Source organism: Streptomyces coelicoflavus (genome assembly GCF_045041415.1).
Classification (GTDB): Bacteria; Actinomycetota; Actinomycetes; order Streptomycetales; family Streptomycetaceae; genus Streptomyces; species Streptomyces coelicoflavus.
On sequence record NZ_CP108218.1, the window covers coordinates 1,751,466 to 1,769,077 of the forward strand.

The 17,612-nt window shown below is 73.8% G+C and carries 13 protein-coding genes; 5 read left to right on the top strand and 8 right to left on the bottom strand.

The genetic code is table 11. The features are described 5' to 3' along the window. Positions 1 to 78 precede the first annotated feature (78 nt). The 3 genes from OHA99_RS07685 to OHA99_RS07695 all read left to right on the top strand — a co-directional run bounded on the left by OHA99_RS07685 (position 79) and on the right by OHA99_RS07695 (position 3,644). Positions 79 to 1,773: an AMP-binding protein gene (locus tag OHA99_RS07685; protein ID WP_405694877.1), complete on the top strand. Its 1,695-nt coding sequence runs from the start codon at positions 79 to 81 to the stop codon at positions 1,771 to 1,773. Between the two features lie 15 nt (positions 1,774 to 1,788). Further along, the gene (locus tag OHA99_RS07690; RefSeq protein ID WP_405694879.1) at positions 1,789 to 2,649 is read left to right on the top strand and encodes a PaaX family transcriptional regulator C-terminal domain-containing protein; all 861 of its coding nucleotides are present in this window, start codon (positions 1,789 to 1,791) and stop codon (positions 2,647 to 2,649) included. 83 nt (positions 2,650 to 2,732) lie between these two features. Then, complete coding sequence (locus OHA99_RS07695; protein WP_405694881.1) at positions 2,733 to 3,644, top strand: sulfotransferase family protein; 912 nt, start codon at positions 2,733 to 2,735, stop codon at positions 3,642 to 3,644. Here the strand turns inward: OHA99_RS07695 and OHA99_RS07700 are convergent. Both OHA99_RS07700 and OHA99_RS07705 read right to left on the bottom strand, forming a co-directional pair. Further along, a complete protein-coding gene (locus OHA99_RS07700) occupies positions 3,632 to 6,013 on the bottom strand; it encodes a bifunctional salicylyl-CoA 5-hydroxylase/oxidoreductase (RefSeq protein ID WP_405694883.1) in 2,382 nt (793 codons plus the stop codon). The two genes, OHA99_RS07695 and OHA99_RS07700, sit on opposite strands and share 13 nt — an antisense overlap. 4 nt (positions 6,014 to 6,017) lie before the next feature. Beyond that, positions 6,018 to 6,845 carry an enoyl-CoA hydratase family protein gene (locus OHA99_RS07705; protein ID WP_366472468.1) on the bottom strand — a complete coding sequence of 276 codons (828 nt, stop codon included), beginning with the start codon at positions 6,843 to 6,845 and terminating at the stop codon, positions 6,018 to 6,020. Between the two features lie 184 nt (positions 6,846 to 7,029). On the opposite strand from OHA99_RS07705, the gene OHA99_RS07710 reads away from it, so the two are divergent. After that, positions 7,030 to 7,470 (top strand): ATP-binding protein, encoded by a 441-nt coding sequence (locus tag OHA99_RS07710; RefSeq protein ID WP_164382671.1) that lies wholly within the window; start codon positions 7,030 to 7,032, stop codon positions 7,468 to 7,470. Here the strand turns inward: OHA99_RS07710 and OHA99_RS07715 are convergent. The 6 genes from OHA99_RS07715 to OHA99_RS07740 all read right to left on the bottom strand — a co-directional run bounded on the left by OHA99_RS07715 (position 7,430) and on the right by OHA99_RS07740 (position 16,104). Beyond that, positions 7,430 to 8,872 (bottom strand): amino acid permease, encoded by a 1,443-nt coding sequence (locus OHA99_RS07715; protein ID WP_405694887.1) that lies wholly within the window; start codon positions 8,870 to 8,872, stop codon positions 7,430 to 7,432. The two genes, OHA99_RS07710 and OHA99_RS07715, sit on opposite strands and share 41 nt — an antisense overlap. A 132-nt stretch (positions 8,873 to 9,004) precedes the next feature. Next, positions 9,005 to 10,012, bottom strand: coding sequence for an ornithine carbamoyltransferase (gene argF, locus OHA99_RS07720; RefSeq protein ID WP_164250671.1), 1,008 nt, complete (start codon positions 10,010 to 10,012; stop codon positions 9,005 to 9,007). Between the two features lie 147 nt (positions 10,013 to 10,159). Continuing rightward, entirely contained in the window at positions 10,160 to 11,383 is a 1,224-nt protein-coding gene (locus OHA99_RS07725) for an arginine deiminase (protein WP_007445225.1), read from the bottom strand. A gap of 64 nt (positions 11,384 to 11,447) precedes the next feature. Continuing rightward, positions 11,448 to 13,313: an aKG-HExxH-type peptide beta-hydroxylase gene (locus OHA99_RS07730; protein ID WP_405694890.1), complete on the bottom strand. Its 1,866-nt coding sequence runs from the start codon at positions 13,311 to 13,313 to the stop codon at positions 11,448 to 11,450. Between the two features lie 479 nt (positions 13,314 to 13,792). Continuing rightward, the gene (locus tag OHA99_RS07735) at positions 13,793 to 14,926 is read right to left on the bottom strand and encodes an effector-associated domain 2-containing protein (RefSeq protein WP_381499702.1); all 1,134 of its coding nucleotides are present in this window, start codon (positions 14,924 to 14,926) and stop codon (positions 13,793 to 13,795) included. After that, positions 14,923 to 16,104 (bottom strand): hypothetical protein, encoded by a 1,182-nt coding sequence (locus OHA99_RS07740; protein WP_405694892.1) that lies wholly within the window; start codon positions 16,102 to 16,104, stop codon positions 14,923 to 14,925. The genes OHA99_RS07735 and OHA99_RS07740 overlap by 4 nt, the downstream gene beginning before the upstream one ends. Positions 16,105 to 16,250: 146 nt before the next feature. Here OHA99_RS07740 and OHA99_RS07745 point away from each other — a divergent pair, with 146 nt between their 5' ends. Further along, on the top strand, positions 16,251 to 17,558 hold the full coding sequence (locus tag OHA99_RS07745) for a cation:proton antiporter (protein WP_405694894.1): 1,308 nt from the start codon (positions 16,251 to 16,253) through the stop codon (positions 17,556 to 17,558). Positions 17,559 to 17,612: the final 54 nt, after the last annotated feature.

Genomic DNA, 17,612 nt, shown 5'->3' on the forward strand with positions numbered 1-17,612 from the left:
ATCGCGCCCCGTTGACTGTCGTCACCAACACGATACGCTCGTTGCGCGAGCCCACCACGACAAAGGGGGCGAACCGCCATGGCCGATCCGCGCCACGCGGACCCGCACCGCTCCGCCCACGTCGACACCTTCGCGCGCGACCACCTGCCGCCCCCCGAGCAGTGGCCGGAGCTCGTCTTCGAGCTGCCCGAGCTGCGCTACCCGGCCCGGCTGAACTGTGCCGCCGAGCTGCTCACCGGCCCGCCCGAGGGCCGTCCGGTCTTCCGCACCGCGTCCGGGGACACCTGGAGCTACGGCGACCTGCGGGACCGCGTCGACCGGATCGCGCACGTGCTCACCGCAGACCTCGGTGTCGTCCCGGGCAACCGGGTGCTGCTGCGCGGCCCCACCACCCCGTGGCTGGCCGCGTGCTGGCTGGCGGTGCTGAAGGCGGGCGCGGTGGCGGTCACCGTGCTGGACCGGCAGCGCCCGCACGAGCTGCGCGCGATCTGCGGGATCGCCCGGGTGCGGCACGCGCTGTGCGACGTCCGGGCGGTCGACGACCTCGCCAAGGCGGAGATCGACGGCCTGCGGATCACGACGTACGGCGGGGACGCGCCGGACGACCTGGCGGCCCGCACGGCGCCCGGCACGGTGCCCGGCACGCCGTACGAGGCCGTCGACACGGCCGCCGACGACGTGGCGCTGATCGCGTTCACCTCCGGCACCACCGGGCGCCCCAAGGGCTGCATGCACTTCCACCGCGATGTGCTGGCGATCGCGGACACCTTCTCCGCGCACGTGCTGAAGCCGCGCCCGGACGACGTCTTCGCGGGCAGCCCGCCGCTCGGTTTCACCTTCGGGCTGGGCGGTCTCGTCGTCTTCCCGATGCGGGCCGGGGCGAGTGCCCTGCTGCTGGAACAGGCGGGCCCCAGGCAGCTGTTGCCGGCGGTCGCCGAGCACCGGGTGTCGGTGCTGTTCACCGCGCCGACGGCGTACCGCGCGATGCTCGACGAGCTGGACGGGTACGACGTGAGCAGCCTCAGGCGCTGCGTCTCGGCGGGCGAGAACCTGCCCGCGGCCACCTGGCGGGCCTGGCACGAGCGCACCGGCCTGCGCATCATCAACGGCATCGGGGCCACCGAGCTGCTGCACATCTTCGTGTCCGCGGCGGACGGCGCCGTCCGGCCCGGGACGACGGGCGTTCCGGTGCCGGGGTGGCACGCGCGCGTGCAGGACGAGTACGGCGCGCCCGTGCCCGACGGGGAGCCGGGGCTGCTCGCGGTGCGCGGGCCGGTCGGGTGCCGTTACCTCGCCGATCCGCGCCAGCGCGAGTACGTGCGCGACGGCTGGAACGTCACCGGGGACACCTACGTCCGCGAGCCCGACGGGTACTTCCGGTACGTGGCACGCGCCGACGACATGATCATCTCCTCCGGGTACAACATCGCGGGACCCGAGGTGGAGGACGCGCTGCTGCGCCATCCGGACGTGGTGGAGGCGGCGGTGGTGGGCCGGCCCGACCAGCGCCGGGGGCAGGTCGTGGTGGCCCACGTGGTGCCGCGGGAGGGGGCCGGGCGGGACGCGGACGCGCTGCGCGAGTTCCTGCGGGCGGAGCTGGCGCCGTACAAGTGCCCGCGCGAGATCGTCTTCCTGGACGCGCTGCCGCGCACGGCGACCGGCAAGCTCCAGCGCTACCGCCTGCTCGACCCGCCCGGCACCGGTTCCCCCTCGGCCCCCGGCTCCGCCTCGGCCCCCGGTGCTAGTCCGGATCCCCTGGGCGGCCGGGCCTGACGCCGACGACATAAGATGATCAACGTGTCCGACCAGCACGTACAGCACGCCCCGAGGTCCCTCATCGTCACGCTCTACGGAGCGTACGGCCGTTTCGCGCCGGGCCCGGTGCCCGTCGCCGAGCTGATCCGGCTGCTCGCCGCGGTCGGGGTGGACGCGCCCTCCGTGCGCTCGTCGGTGTCCCGGCTGAAGCGGCGCGGGCTGCTGCTGCCCGCCCGTACGGCCGAGGGCGCGGCGGGATACGAACTCTCCGCCGAGGCCCGCGAGTTGCTGGACGACGGGGACCGGCGCGTCTACGCCACCGCCGCGCCCCACGAGGACGGGGGCTGGGTGCTCGCCGTGTTCTCGGTGCCCGAGTCGGAGCGGCAGAAGCGGCACGTCCTGCGCTCCCGCCTGGCCGGCCTCGGTTTCGGCACCGCGGCGCCCGGTGTGTGGATCGCCCCGGCCCGGCTGTACGAGGAGACCCGGCACGCGCTGGGCCGCCTGGGCCTGGACTCCTACGTGGACTTCTTCCGCGGCGAGCACCTGGGCTTCACGGCGACCTCCGAGGCGGTGGCCCGCTGGTGGGACCTGGCCGCGATCGCCAAGGAGCACGAGGCGTTCCTCGACCGGCACGCGCGCGTGCTGCGCGATTGGGAGCACCGGAAGGACACCCCGCCCGAGGAGGCCTACCGCGACTATCTCCTCGCCCTGGACTCCTGGCGCCACCTGCCCTACGTGGACCCGGGGCTGCCGCCCCGGCTGCTGCCCGGGGACTGGCCCGGCACCCGCTCGGCGGCCGTCTTCCGGGCGCTGCACGAGCGGCTGCGCGACGCGGGCGCGCGCTACGCGGGCATGGGCCCGGAGGCAGGGCCACCCTCACCTTCCGGACAGTGATGCGCGTCACATTTTCGCGGGATCGGGGAACCCTCAGCCCACTCTGCCCCTCTTCTCAGGTTTCTCACCTACCGTGCGGACGCATGAGTCTCGCGCGCAACTTGAACCGGGCCCTCACCGTCACCACCGGCCTCCAGGTACGGAGAGCACCCCAGGCGGCGAAGGGGAAGCCGAAGGGAAAGCCGGGGAAAAGGCAGGCCGCCGCGCAGCCCGCGGCGCGGCAGGCGGCCGCGTACCGATGTCCGTCGGCCGAGGAACTGCCGACCGAGCGGCTGCTGCGGCGGCCGGTCTTCATCATCTCGTCCATCCGCTCCGGCTCCACGCTGCTGCGCATGATGCTGGGCGCCCATCCGCGGCTGCACGCCCCGCACGAGCTGCACATCGGCCGGCTGGAGGTCACCTGCGCCAACTGGTTCTCCGAGCGCGCGATGGGCGCCCTCGACCTCCGGCGCGGCGACCTGGAGCACCTGCTGTGGGACCGCGTCCTGCACCGCGAACTCACACGGTCCGGCAAGGACTTCGTGGTCGAGAAGACCCCCGCCAACGCGTACATGTACCAGCGTCTCAAGGACTGCTGGCCCGACGCGCGCTTCGTCTTCCTCCTGCGCCACCCCGTGTCGATCGCCCGGTCCTGGCACGAGACCGACCCGGTCAAGCGGCCGCACGACACGGCCGTCACGGACGTGCTGCGCTACATGATGGCCGTCGAGGAGGCCCGCGCGGCGGACGCCGACGGCTTCACCGTGCGCTACGAGGACATCACCGACGACCCCGAGCGCGAGATGCGCCGGCTGTGCGCGCACCTCGAGGTCGACTACGCGCCGGCCATGCTGAGCTACGGCAAGAAGGGCAACGCCGAGCTGGTCAGGGGCCTGGGCGACTGGCGCGAGAACATCCGCACCGGCACCGTGCAGCCGGGGCGCGCGCTGCCCGGGGAGGAGGAGATCCCCGAGCGGCTGCGATCGATGTGCGCGGCCTGGGGCTACACGTCCTGACGCGGGCCGTGCAGCGTGAGCCTCGGCTTGGGGGCGTCGGTGCGCCCGGTGCGCGGCGGGCGGCTGCCCGCCCGGTACGGCGCCGGCCAGACGGCGCCGGGGCCGTCGTAGCCCTGCTCGGCGGCGGCGTGCAGGGTCCAGTGCGGGTCGTAGAGGTGGGGGCGGGCCAGCGCGCACAGGTCGGCGCGTCCGGCCAGGATCAGCGAGTTGACGTCGTCCCAGGAGGAGATCGCGCCGACGGCGACGACCGGGACGCCCGCCTCGTGCCGGATGCGGTCGGCGTACGGCGTCTGGTACGACCGCCCGAACTCCGGCCGTTCACCGGACACCACCTGTCCCGTGGACACGTCGACGGCGTCGGCGCCGTGCGCGGCGAAGGCCCGCGCGATCTCCACCGCCTCCTCGCCGCTCGTGCCGCCCTCGGCCCAGTCGGTGGCGGAGATCCGTACGGTCATGGGCCGTTCGCCGGGCCACACCTCGCGTACGGCGTCGAAGACCTCCAGCGGGAAACGCAGCCGCTTCTCCAGTGAGCCGCCATAGGCGTCGGTGCGGTGGTTGGTGAGCGGCGAGAGGAAGCCGGAGAGCAGGTAGCCGTGGGCGCAGTGCAGTTCGAGCAGGTCGAAGCCGGCCTGCGTGGCCCGTTCGGCGGCGGACCTGAACTGCTGCCGTACGTCGGTCAGTTGGTCCCGGGACAGCTCGCGCGGAGTCTGGCTGCCGGGCCGGTACGGCAGCGGGGACGGCGCCACGAGGGGCCAGTTGCCGTCGGGCAGCGGTTCGTCCATGCCCTCCCACATCAGCCGGGTCGAGCCCTTGCGGCCGCTGTGGCCCAGCTGCACGCCGATCGCGGTGCCGGGCGCGCCGGCGTGCACGAAGTCCGTGATCCGCCGCCACGCCTCGCCCTGCCGGCCGGTGTAGAGGCCCGCGCAGCCGGGTGTGATGCGGCCCTCGGCGCTGACGCACACCATCTCGGTCATCACCAGGGCGGCACCGCCCAGGGCCCTGGCCCCGAGGTGGACCAGGTGGAAGTCGCCGGGGACGCCGTCGGTGGCCGAGTACATGTCCATCGCGGAGACGACGACGCGGTTGCGCAGGGTCAGACCGCGCAGGCGGAACGGGGTGAACATCGGGGGCGTGTCCGGCGGGCAGCCGAACTCGCGCTCGACGGAGTCCGTGAAATCGGCGTCGCGCAACCGCAGGTTCTCGTGGGTGACCCGCCGGCTGCGGGTGAGCAGGTTGAAGGCGAACTGGCGCGGCGGTTGGCCGAGGTACCGGTCCAGGTCCTCGAACCACTCCAGGCTGGCCTTGGCCGCCCGCTGCGTGGAGGCGACGACGGGGCGACGCTCCTCCTCGTAGGCGGCGAGTGCCCGCGGGAGGGTGGGCTGTTCCTCCAGGCAGGCGGCGAGTGCGAGGGCGTCCTCGACGGCGAGTTTGGTGCCGGAGCCGATGGAGAAGTGGGCGGTGTGGGCGGCGTCGCCGAGCAGGACGATGTTGCCGTGCGACCAGCGTTCGTTGACGACCGTGCGGAAGGTGGTCCAGGCGGACTTGTTGGACCGCAGGGGGCGGCCGCCGAGTGCGTCGGCGAAGATCTTGGCGCAGCGGGCGGTGGATTCCGTCTCGTCGAGTGCGTCGAAGCCGGCCGACCGCCAGACCTCCTCGCGCATCTCGACGATGACGGTGGAGGCGTCCGGCGCGTAGGGGTAGCCGTGCAGTTGCATCACGCCGTGCTCGGTCTCGGCGATCTCGAAGCGGAAGGCGTCGAAGGCGAAGTCGGCGGCGAGCCAGATGTAGCGGCAGCGGTGGGGGGTGAGGTGCGGCCGGAACACGTCGCGGTACGCCTCGCGGGTGGCGCTGTGCACTCCGTCGGCCGCGACGACGAGGTCGTGGGTCCCCGCGAGTCGGTCCGGGGGCGGTGCCTCGGTACGGAAGCGCAGGTCCACGCCGAGATCGCGGCAGCGGTCGTGGAGGATCTCCAGGAGGCGGCGGCGGCCGAGGGCGGCGAAGCGGTGTCCTCCGGAGGTGTGGCGGGTGTTGCGGTGGACGATGTCGATGTCGTCCCAGCGGACGAAGTGGGCCTTCAGGGCCTCGTAGACGACGGGGTCGGCGTGTTCGATGCCGCCGAGGGTTTCGTCGGAGAGGACGACGCCGAAGCCGAAGGTGTCGTCGGGGGCGTTGCGTTCGTAGACGGTGACCTCGCGGTCGGGGGCGAGGCGTTTGAGGAGGGCGGCGGTGTAGAGGCCGCCGGGACCTCCACCGACGATGGCGATGCGGTGAGGGTGGTTGCGGTTGTCATGCGGCTGCGGCGCCGTCGTGTCTAGTCGCGCAGTTCCCCGCGCCCCTAGGCCAACTGGACTTCCCTGGGACGAGAGCATCCCCTTACCTCCCTTGCCATTTCGGGGGGCGCTTCTCCGTGAAGGCCGCGTGGAACTCTGCGTAGTCCTCCCCGGTCATCAGGAGGGCCTGGGTCGAGGCGTCCAGTTCCACCGCTGCCGCCAGCGGCATGTCCAGCTCGGCGGTCAGGAGGGCCTTGGTCTGGGCGTGGGCCAGGGCCGGGCCGTCGGCGAGGTGGTGGGCGAGGGTGTGGGCGGCCTCGTCGGCGCGGCCCTCCTCGGTCAGTTCGCTGATCAGGCCGATGCGCTCGGCCTCGGGGGCCCGGACCGGGTCGCCGAGCATCAGCAGCCGGGTGGCGTGGCCGAGGCCGACGACGCGGGGCAGCAGGTACGCGGCGCCCATGTCGCCGCCGGAGAGGCCGACGCGGGTGAAGAGGAAGGCGAAGCGGGCGGACGGGTCGGCGACGCGGAAGTCGGCGGCCAGGGCGAGGACCGCGCCCGCCCCGGCCGCGACCCCGTGCAGGGCGGCGATCACCGGGAACGGGCACTCCCGTACCGCCCGGACCACCTGGCCCGTCATCCGGTTGAAGTCGAGCAGCCGGGCGGTGTCCATGGACAGGGTGGCGCCGATGATCTCGTCCACGTCGCCGCCGGAGCAGAAGCCGCGCCCCTCGCCGGCCAGGACCAGCGCCCGTACGGACCGCTCGCGGGACAGTTCGGCGAGCAGGTCGCGCAGGTCGGCGTAGGCCTCGAAGGTGAGCGCGTTGAGCTTGTCGGGGCGGGCGAGGGTGACGGTGGCGACGCCGTCGGTGATCTCGACACGCAGGTGCCGCCAGTCGGGGGTGGGGGCGGCGGAGCCGGTGAAGGGACTCATGACACTCGAAGTTATCACCCTTCTGTGACTGTCGTCACGGGTGCGCGATAAGACGTCGGAGCGTCGGTGTCGAGGGCCGAAGGTCCCTGGGGGTGCCCGTCGAACGGCTCTGCCGGGTGGCGCCGTACCATTCATAAGGTTGAAAGCAGGACAGGACGCCCCTGCTCCACGAAACGGACCTGCCGTGCACGATCACTCCCCCGCTCCCGCCTCCTGGCGCATCGCGCTGCCGCACTCCGCCGCGGCGGTGCCGGTGGCGCGCGCGCTGGTGCGCAACGCCCTGGCCGAGCTGGAGCACACGGCGGACGGTGACACCGCGGAACTGCTGACGGCGGAGCTGGTCGCCAACGCCGTGGAGCACACCTCCGTCGGCCGGACGCCGATCGAGCTGGTGGTGGAGCTGCGGCCGACCGGCTGCCAGGTCGAGGTGCACGACCCGGACCCGGCGCCGCCGGCCGACCTCACCCGCACGGACGTGGAGCCGCCCGACCCGTGGCGCGAGGGCGGGCGCGGTCTGCTGCTGATCCGCGCCCTCAGCTCGTCCTGCGGCCACCGGCCCACCGGGGCGGGCAAGGCGGTCTGGTTCAGGCTTCCTGCGGTACCCGCTCAGCGTCGCCGGCACTGACGGCCGCCGTCCGGGCCAGGCGGGAGTGGCGGCGGCCGTAGGCCGTGTAGACCAGCAGGCCCACCGCGAGGAACACCGCGAACTGGAGCCAGGTGGCGCCGCCCGTCTCGTACATCAGGTACAGGCAGAAGCCGACGCCGAGCAGGGGCGTCGCCGGGTACAGCGGGACGCGGAAGGTGCGGGCGAGGCCCGGTTCGCGGCGCCGCAGGGTCATCACCGAGACGTTGACGGCGGCCATCGTGGCGAGGGTGCCGATGGTGCACAGGTTGACCACCGCGTCGAGCGGGGCGAAGGCGGCCGGGAGCGCGAAGACCACGGCGACGATCAGGGTGCCGGCGACGGGCGTCGAGGTGCGCGGGGAGACCTTCTCGAAGACGCGCGGAATCAGGCCGTCCCGGGACATCGACATCAGGATGCGGGTCTGGCCGTACATCACGGCGAGCACCACCGAGGCGATGGCGACGACCGCGCCGAAGGCGACCACGGCGCCGCCGATCGCGGAGCCGGTGACCTCGTCGACGACGTAGGAGAGCGCGGCGGGCCGGCCGCCGACCTGGTCGCCGCCCACGGCGCCGATCGCGGCGACGGCGACGGCGCAGTAGAGCAGGGTGACCAGGCCGATGCAGACCAGGATCGCGACGGGGATGTCCCGGCGCGGGTTCTTGGCCTCCTCGCCGGCCGTGGTGATCGCGTCGAAGCCGATGTACGAGAAGAACGCGGCCGTGGTGCCGGCGCCGATGCCGCCGAGGCCCGCCGGCGAGAAGGGGGTCAGGTTGCCGTCCTTGAAGGCGTAGAAGCCGATGGCGCAGAAGGCGAGGAGGACGGCCAGCTTGAGGACGGCCATGGCGGCCGTGGCGCGGGCGCTCTCCCGCACGCCGCGCACCAGGAGCACGCAGGCCAGGGCGATGACGATCACCGCGGGCAGGTTGACGGCGCCGCCTTCGCGGGGGCCCGCGGACAGTGCCTGCGGGAGCCGGAGGCCGAGGACGCTGTCGAGCAGCTCGTTGACGTACTGGCTCCAGCCGACCGCGACCGCCGAGACGGACACGCCGTACTCCAGGAGCAGGCACCAGCCGACCAGGAAGGCGGTGCGCTCGCCGAGTCCGGCGTAGGCGAAGGAGTACGAGGAGCCGGAGACCGGGATCGCGCCGCCCAGCTCGGCGAAGGCGAACGCGGTGAACACGCAGGTGATCGCGGCCAGGACGAAGGAGACGACGACGGCCGGGCCGGCCTCGGCGACCGAGTCGGACAGGCCGACGAAGATGCCGGTGCCGACGATCGCGCCGACGCCGAAGCAGACGAGCTGGAACAGGCCCATCGTGCGCTTGAGGCCGTGGCCCTCGCGGTCGGCGCCGGATTCGGCGATCAGGAGGTGGGGGGACTTGACGCGGGAAGCGGGCATGACGGGTGGTGCTCGTTTCTGGTGGTGCGGGGGGGCGCGACGGTGGTCGCGGCCGGCGGCGCCGGAAGGGGTGGCTCCGGAGCCGCCGGTCAGCATAGGGCCTGGTGGGGGGGGAGGCGGTGTGGAGGAGACTCAGGCGAGGGTGGCGACGAGGACGGCCTTGATGGTGTGCAGGCGGTTCTCCGCCTCGTCGAAGACGACCGAGTGCTCCGACTCGAAGACCTCGTCGGTGACCTCCAGGGAGTCGAGCCCGTGGGCCTCGAAGATCTCCTGGCCGACCTTGGTGCCCAGGTCGTGGAAGGCGGGCAGGCAGTGCAGGAACCTGACGTCCGGGTTGCCGGTGGCGCGCAGGACGTCCATCGTCACGGCGTAGGGCGCGAGGGCCTTGATGCGCTCCGCCCAGACCTCCTTGGGCTCGCCCATGGAGACCCAGACGTCGGTGACGACGAATCCGGCGCCGCGCACGCCCTCGGCCACGTCCTCGGTGAGGGTGATGCGCGCGCCGCTGGTCTCGGCGAGCCGGTGCGCCCGGTCGACGACCTCCTGGGCGGGCCAGTAGGACTTCGGGGCGACGATGCGCACGTCCATGCCGAGCAGGGCGCCGGTGACCAGGTAGGAGTTGCCCATGTTGAAGCGGGCGTCGCCGAGGTAGGCGAAGGTGATCTCCCGCAGCGGGCGGTCGCTGTGCTCGGTCATGGTGAGCACGTCGGCGAGCATCTGGGTGGGGTGCCAGTCGTCGGTCAGGCCGTTGTAGACGGGGACGCCGGCGAAGGCCGCCAGCTCCTCGACCTTGGTCTGGCTGTCGCCGCGGTACTCGATACCGTCGAACATGCGGCCGAGGACGCGGGCGGTGTCCTTCACGGACTCCTTGTGGCCGATCTGGGAGCCGGCCGGGTCGAGGTACGTGGTCGAGGCGCCCTGGTCGGCGGCGGCGACCTCGAACGCGCAGCGGGTGCGCGTCGAGGTCTTCTCGAAGATCAGCGCGATGTTCTTGCCGGTGAGGTACCGCGTCTCGGTCCCGGCCCGCTTGGCGGCCTTCAGCTCCGCGGCCAGCTCGACCAGGCCGCGGAACTCCTCCTCGGTGAAATCCAGCTCCTTGAGGAAGTGGCGGCCGGTGAGGGCGGTCGGGACTGTCGCCATGGGGGCGCTCCAGAGGTGCAGGTCGGGGACTGACTTCTGGAAGTCTATACGAAGTTCTGAATTTCTATGCGGGGCCAGTCTCCGTCAGGGCCAGTCTCCGTCGGGGCCAGTCTCGGTGCAGGGCGGTTCGCTATACAGGGCGGGTCTCTATACAGGCCCTCGCTCCACCGGGCAGCTCATGCAGCGCGGCCCGCCCCGGCCCCGGCCCAGTTCGCTGCCCGGGATCTCTATCACCTCGATGCCCTGTTTGCGCAGGTGGGTGTTGGTGGTGGCGTTGCGTTCGTAGGCGACGACGACGCCCGGCTCGACGGCCAGCACGTTGCAGCCGTCGTCCCACTGCTCGCGCTCGGCCGCGTGCACGTCCTGGGTGGCGGTCAGGACCCGGATCTCGCCGAGGCCGAGGGCGGCGGCCATCGCGCGGTGCATGTGCTCCGGGGGATGGTCGGTGACCTTCAGGTCCTTCTCCCCGGCGCCCGGCTCGATGGTGTAGGAGCGGAGCATGCCGAGCCCGGCGTACTGGGTGAAGGTGTCGCCGTCGACCATCGTCATCACCGTGTCCAGGTGCATGAAGGCGCGCCGCTTCGGCATGTCGAGGGCCACGATGGTCCGGGCGGACCCGGCGGCGAACAGCTTGTGGGCGAGCATCTCGACGGCCTGGGGCGTGGTGCGCTCGCTCATGCCGATGAGCACGGCGCCGTTGCCGATGACCAGGACGTCGCCGCCCTCGATGGTGGAGGGGTAGTCGGCCTGCCCCTCGGACCAGAGGTGGAACGTCTCGTCGCGGAACAGCGGGTGGTGGCGGTAGATCGCCTCGAAGTGCACCGTCTCGCGCTGCCGGGCCGGCCAGCGCATGGCGTTGATGGAGACCCCGTCGTAGATCCAGGCCGAGGTGTCGCGGGTGAAGAGGTGGTTGGGCAGCGGGCCGAGCAGGAAGTCGTCCAGTTCCATGGCGTGGAAGCGCACGGAGGTCGGCTCCGGGTGCGCGTCCAGGAACTCCCGCTTGGTCATGCCGCCGACCAGCCACTCGGCCAGCTCGTGGGCGGGCAGGGTCTCGAAGGCGGCCCGGAGATGGTCCGTGGCCAGCACTCCGTACTCCTTCTCGTCGAAGACCCGGTCCAGGACGAGCCGCCGCGCGGCCGGGACGTCCAGGGTCTCGGTGAGCAGGTCGCCGAAGAGGTGCACCGCCACCCCGCGGTCGCGGAGCACGTCGGCGAACCCGTCGTGCTCGGCGCGCGCCCGGCGCACCCACAGCACGTCGTCGAAGAGAAGGGCGTCCTTGTTGCTGGGGGTGAGCCTTTTGAGCTCGAGATCCGGCCGGTGCAGGATGACGCGGGTGAGCCGCCCGGCTTCGGAGTCGACTTGGAATCCCATGCCTCCATCCTGACCAATCGGGCGGGCGTTCACCCCCTGCTTTCGCAGACCGGTGCGACCCCGGTCAGCGACCGGGCCGGGGCAGCAGCAGCTCCGGGCGGGCGAGCGGGCGGCGGGCCGACCCGCCCGGGTCCAGTACCGCGCGGGCGACGATCCAGCCGGACAGCGCGCGAGGGTCGGTCGCGTCACGGGCCAGGTCCTCGGCGTAGCCGTCCAGCGCGGCGGCCGGATCCCCGGCGGCGAGGTGCTCGTCGGGGGTACGGGGATCCGTGGGGCGGCGCGCGAAGGCGTGGGTGCGGGTGTCGGGCCAGAAGCCGCGGTCCGGGCGGAAGCGGAGGGCGCCGTCCTCCGGTGGTCCGGCCGGCGCGGAACCGTCGTCCGGAGCGTCCGGCGCGGCGACGTTGCGCAGCCGCCACTGGGTGCGGTGCAGGACGGCGGCCGTGCGGGCCCGGCGCAGGGCGGCCCGGTCGACGGGTACCCGCAGCCAGCCGTCCAGCGTCCGGGCGAGGCCCTCGACGAGCCGGCGCCCGGGCGCGGCGAGCCGGGCACTGGTCAGCAGGGTGCGCACGACCAGCCGGCACTGCACCCGGCGCAGTGCGAAGTGGTACGCGGCGGCCTCGGCGTGCGCCGGATCGGTCAGCCGGTCGTGCCAGAAGCCCGCGACGCCGGTGAAGGCGTAGGCGCCGTGCAGCAGCCCGGTGAGGTGGCGCGGGTCGGCCCGCCAGGGGGCGTAGTAGCGCTCCTCGCGGTCGTCGTCGAGGAGCGGGAAGAGATGGAGCAGGGCGGCGAGCTTGCTGTGCTGGAACTCGTGGACGAGGGTCTCGGCGAGGGCGAGGGCGGACCCGGGGCGGGATATCACCATCGCGCCGAAGGAGTCGCCGCTGGAGGCGGAGACGGCGACGGTCGGTGGGGCGGGCGGGGTGGCGGCGGTGCGCCCGTAGGGCACGACGGCGCGTATCAGCGCCGGGTCGAGCCGCCCCGGGCCCTGCTCGGTGCCGGTCGCGGCGAGCGCGGCGACGGCACCGTCGAACACCCGCTGCCACTCGGCCGCCTCCGCGGCGTCGAGCCGGGCGGGCGGGACCGGGTCGTCGAGGTCGCGGTAGGGGTCGAGGTCGTCGAGGGGGATGGCGACCGGGCCGGTGGGGGTGGTGTGGGTGAGAGTGCGCAGGGGGAGCCAGGCGGCTGCGGGGGCGGACCCCGTACCCGGGGCGGAGCCCACCGCGGGGGCCGGCGGAGTTTCGGCGGGACGGGGAGCGGGCGGCACTCCGGCCGGACACGGGCCGGACGGGCCGGCGCCGGACGGAGCAGGGCCGGACGGGCGTGGTCCGCCGGGGTCACCTCCGTCCGCCGGTGATGTGGCGGGGCGGCACGTCACGGAGGTGCGGCAGCCGTCGGGCGCCGGGGGCCCGGAGAGGGTCAGTTCGCCCGCCTTTGCCGTGGCCCGTGCGACGGTCGGACCCGGTGGTGCGGCCGACAGCCGGAGCAGGCCGAGGACCGGCAGGTGCAGGGCGCCGTCGGTGAGGGGGACCGTGAGCGAGGCCTCCGTACCGGCGCGCAGGGCCGCGGTGAGCGCCAGGACGTTCAGCCGGCCTGCCTCCGCCCACAGGGGCGGCCCCGTCGCGGTGCCGTGCACCCGGCGCAGCATGTGGGCGATCCAGCCACCTGTCGTCGGCGCGAGCAGCAGCCGGTCGACCGCCTCGGGCGCCCGTTCGGCGGCCGCCTTGAAGGTGTCCCAGGCCTCGGCGACCGGGGTCAGCGGCGTGGGCGGCTCCGCGAGCCGGTCCAGCAGCGTCCGCAGCAGGAGCAGCCGCCGCGCCCGCTCACCGCGTTCCAGGAAGGCGACGGCCTCCGCGGATCCGCCTCCGGCGGCCAGTTCCGCGAAGAGCCGGTCCGGCACGCGGAAGGGGGCGGGGCGCGGCTCGCTGGTCATGGGCGGGGACCTCCGGTCGGGGGCGGGCATGCGGGGGCCCCGGCGGGCGCGCGGCCCCGCCGGGGGCTGCGTCTTCGGGTTCCGTCCGCCGGTGCCTTCGGGGCTCTGTCGTCGGGCTCCGTCGACGGGCGCGGGCGGTGCCTATTCGGCCCGGGCGCCGCCACCTCCGCCCTCGCCGCCCCTGATGCTGCCGCGTGCGCGCAGGACCTCCTCGAGAAGGCGGGCGGTGGGACGGAGCGGTGCGAGTCCGTCCACAGCGGTCAGGGGCAGCGCCGCGACGTCCGCCAGATCCGACTCCCAGACGTCGACGCGCCCTGGGGCGACCGGCTGTTCACGGGTGGCGACTTCGGCATGGCACAGAGCGGGCGGCCGGTCCAAGATGCTCCCCCTTCTCGCACGGTGGCACTCGATGCCCCGTGTCCTTTTTCCATCATGACCATTCCGACCCATGTCGAAAACCGTACGATCACGCCACCCGATCAACCGCCGGTACGCGGCCGCTCCGCGGAGTCCGTCAGTTCCCGCAGGGCCGAGGCGAGTTCCCCCTTCCGTGCCGGATCGTCGTCGACGGACACCACCGCGTCGAACAGCGCCCACAACGCGCGTGGATGGTGCCGCGTGAGTCCGTTGAGGATGCCCGTCGCGTCCGTGCGCGCCTTGGTGTGGCGGGGCAGGGTCCCGGTGACGTGCGGGCCCAGTGTGGCGACCACCGTCTGACGCTCGGTCGGGTCGCTCATCAGCGGATACGCGAGGAGGGCGTCGACGGCCCGCAGCAGCGGGGAGACCTGCCGTTCCCGGTCCCCCGGCCCCACCGGGGTGAGGATCTCGGTGCGTTCGGGGCTGCGCAGCCGGATCTCGGGATACTGCAGGGTTCGGCCCGCGTCCCTGAGGGCGGCGATACGCGTTCGTACGGCCGGAAACAGTTCCTCCGCATCGGGCGGGGCGGGCAGTACGGAGGTCCGGTCGGCCAGCAGGGCGAGCAGGACGTCGGAGAACAGGCCCGTGGCGCGCACCGGGTCGTTGGCGGCGGTCCGGCCCCGCCCGGCGGCCCGCAGCACGGTCTGCCGGTGCGCGGTGCTGCGCCGTCCCACCGGCAGCGCGTCGGGCGGCAGTGGCTCCCGGAACGCGAGCGCCTCCTCGAAGGTCTCGCAGGCGTCCACGATCCACAGCTGGTCCGCGAAGCCGGGCACGGCGTCGCCGGCGTACCGGGCGAGCGCCGAGTCCAGGTCGATGCCCAGTTTGTCCTCGGTGGTGGCGTCCGCGCAGAACAGCCGCAGCTGCCCGGACCGGTCGAGGACGCCGTGTCCGCCCCACCACACCCAGAGCACGTCGCCCCGCACGGCGGGGAGTTCGCGGACCAGGGCACGGCGCAGTGTGGCGTGGTCGGCGGGCGCGTACGGCACTTCGGGGACGTACGGCGGCAGCGGGGCGAGGTGCAGCCGGATGTTGTCCCCGGGGACACCGGCGGCGCGCAGCAGCCGGTGGAAGCGGACGGCGTCCCGGGCGGGGCCGGGCAGGTCCCAGCCGGTGCCGGCGTCGTAGGTCTCGACGCCGACGACGAGCGCGTGCACCCGCGCCGGGTCCGGGGCCGGGGCGGGGCGCGGGCCGGTCACGGGAGCCGGTCCACGATGTGCCGGTACACGGCCGGGTTGGTCCAGTAGGCGCTGTGCGCGGCCGGGAAGGGCTGCCGGCTGTCGACGGCGACGTCCGTCACCCGGCCCGGGAACAAGCCGGCGCCGAGGTAGGAGAGCAGGTCACGGGGGTCGTAGAGGTTCAGCCAGTCGGGGAAGTGGGCCGGCAGCGGCGCGGGGTGTTCGAGGGAGGGCAGGGACCCGGACTCGTACAGGAACGGCGCCTGGGAACCGGCCGTGACCAGCAGCCGCACCTGGGGCAGCGGGGTGAGGACCAGCGTGTCCAGGGCGATGATGCCGCCGAGGCTGTGGGCGACGACCGCGACGGGCGGCGCCAGCCCCGCGAGCAGGGTGCGCAGTCCGGCGCGGACCGCCTCGCCGCGGCTGAGGTAGCGCAGGACGTCACCGGCGGCCGGGTGCGCGGCCTCGGTGAGCGCGCGGCGGCGGCGCACGACGGCGCGGGAGGCGGCGGAGCCGGCGACCCGCAGTGCCAGGGAGCGCACGCCGCGCTCCGTACCGGGGGCCGGTGCGCCGAGGGCCCGGGCGAGCCGGTCGGTGACGGCGTCCCGGGTGGCGCCGGCCGGGACGAGAGGCAGGTCGTCGTCGAGGACCTGGGCGACGACCTGGGCCGTCAGGCAGCGGGCGGCGAGGCCGGGGAGGTCCTGGGGGGCGAGGGCCGCCGCCGCGGCGCCGAGCAGCGGGTGGGCGGCGAGGCCGGCGGCGGCCCTCGCCAGCCCGGGTCCCAGGTCCGCGGCCGGTGCGTCGCCCTGGGCGGCGAGGTCGGCCAGCCGGGTCCTGAGGTGCTGGTCCGGCGGCAGGGAACCGGGGGGCAGCTCGGCCGCCGAGGCGGCTCCGGCAGCGGTCCCGGAGCCGGCGGCGAGGGCGAGTTCGGCGTACGGGTCGGCGTAGAGCGCGGCCCAGGCTTCCGTGTCGTCGTCACCGGCGCCCGGTACGGAAGGGCCGCGCCGGGCGGCACCGGAGACCGGTGGCAGGCTCGCCCCGTCGGCGGCGAGCGTCGCCCCGTGCTCGCCGCCCCAGTAGTACGGCACGACGCGCAGTCCGTCGCGCAGCCCCGTCACTCCAACGGAGAAGCGCCCCGCGAGCGCAGAGAAGCCCGGTTCGCGGACCCCTGTGCCGTGGATGAAGACGACCGCCGTCATGTGCCCCCCGTGCTCCTGGTGAAAACCGCCGTACGACCTTCGACGAGATGCCACGCCTCCCTCAGTCTAGGGAGGTTGGCGCAAGCGGGCGGAGGTTGCCCCGCGAACAAGTGAACTCTGCGGAGGCACAGTTGAGCCCGGACGCGATGATCACGCACCTCGTGGGTGCCTCGGCTCTCGTCCTGGTGGCCGCCCACGCCGCCGGGTGGCTGGCCCGGCGGCTGAGACAGCCGTACATCGTCGGCCAGTTGTCGGCGGGCATCGCACTCGGCCCCTCCCTGCTCGGCACGGTGGCGCCGAACGCGTACGCGTCGTTGTTCCCGGAGGAGATCGCCCCGGCGCTGACCGGCTTCGCGCAGTTCGCGCTGGTGGTCTTCCTGTTCGCGGTGGGCTACGAGCTGGATCTGAAGATCCTCGGCGACCGGGCCCGCGCCTCGCTGACCGTGGCACTCGCCTCGTTCGCGGTGCCGATGGCCGTGGGCTGCGGGGGCGCGCTGCTGTTCGGCGAGCGGCTGCACGAGCTGGGCATGCCGAGGGACCTCTCCCCCGGCATGGTGGTGTTCGCCGGGGTCGCCCTGTCGATAACGGCGGTACCCGTGCTGACGGCCATCGTGCGGGAGAACGAACTGTCCCGCTCCGTGCCGGGTGTGGTGGCGATCGCGGCGGCCGGGGTGCTGGACGCGGTCTGCTGGGTGGTGCTGGCCGCCGCGCTGATCCACAGCGGCGGCGGGGAGGCGGCGCTCGACTGGCCGTGGCGGGTGGCGCTCGCCGTCGGTTTCGTCACCGTGATGGCGCTCGCGGCCCGGCCGGTGCTGCGCCGGCTGCTGTGGCGGACGCGGATGGAGCCCTCGCTGCGGCTGGCGCTGCTCATCGGCTTCGCCCTCGGGTCCGCGTGGGTGACGCACTCCCTCGGGCTGCATGTGATCTTCGGTGCCCTGCTCGCGGGGGTGGTGGTCCCGCGCGAGGAGGGCGGCACGCTCGAGGCGGACCTGCTGCGACCACTGCACGACGTCAGTTCGCTGCTGCTGCCGTTCTTCTTCGTGGTCTCGGGGCAGTCCGTGGCGTTGAACAGCATGAACGGCACGGGCTGGGCCGTCCTGCTGGCGGTGACCGTGCTCGCCGTCACGACGAAGATCGGCAGCGGGACGCTCGCGGCCCGGTTCGGCGGACTGGACCGGCACGACGCGCGAACCGTCGGCGTACTGCTCAGCGCCCGGGGCCTCACTGAGCTGATCGCTCTCGAAGCGGGGCTCCAGGCGGGTCTGTTGAGCGCCCCGTTCTACACGGTGCTGGTCTTCATGGCCCTCGCCACCACCCTGTTCACCCAGCCGCTTCTGCTCCTGACCCGCCGCCTGGCCGAGCGGAGCCGGCCCGCACACCCCGGGCACGGGTCCCCCGCGGCCCCGCGACCCCAGGACGGGACGTCGACGGCGCCGGCGGCGGACGTGAACTGAGCGAACCCGGCTGCCCGGGCGGGCGGGCGGCCGGGCGGGCGGCCGGGCGGCCGG

Coding starts and splice junctions, on each gene's coding strand:
- OHA99_RS07725 (WP_007445225.1), bottom strand. CDS start 11,383: ATGGGATTCCAAGTCGACTCCGAAGCCGGGCGGCTCACCCGCGTCATC.
- OHA99_RS07685 (WP_405694877.1), top strand. CDS start 79: ATGGCCGATCCGCGCCACGCGGACCCGCACCGCTCCGCCCACGTCGAC.
- OHA99_RS07715 (WP_405694887.1), bottom strand. CDS start 8,872: ATGCCCGCTTCCCGCGTCAAGTCCCCCCACCTCCTGATCGCCGAATCC.
- OHA99_RS07740 (WP_405694892.1), bottom strand. CDS start 16,104: ATGACGGCGGTCGTCTTCATCCACGGCACAGGGGTCCGCGAACCGGGC.
- OHA99_RS07730 (WP_405694890.1), bottom strand. CDS start 13,313: ATGACCAGCGAGCCGCGCCCCGCCCCCTTCCGCGTGCCGGACCGGCTC.
- OHA99_RS07695 (WP_405694881.1), top strand. CDS start 2,733: ATGAGTCTCGCGCGCAACTTGAACCGGGCCCTCACCGTCACCACCGGC.
- OHA99_RS07705 (WP_366472468.1), bottom strand. CDS start 6,845: ATGAGTCCCTTCACCGGCTCCGCCGCCCCCACCCCCGACTGGCGGCAC.
- OHA99_RS07745 (WP_405694894.1), top strand. CDS start 16,251: ATGATCACGCACCTCGTGGGTGCCTCGGCTCTCGTCCTGGTGGCCGCC.
- argF (WP_164250671.1), bottom strand. CDS start 10,012: ATGGCGACAGTCCCGACCGCCCTCACCGGCCGCCACTTCCTCAAGGAG.
- OHA99_RS07690 (WP_405694879.1), top strand. CDS start 1,789: ATGATCAACGTGTCCGACCAGCACGTACAGCACGCCCCGAGGTCCCTC.
- OHA99_RS07700 (WP_405694883.1), bottom strand. CDS start 6,013: ATGCTCTCGTCCCAGGGAAGTCCAGTTGGCCTAGGGGCGCGGGGAACT.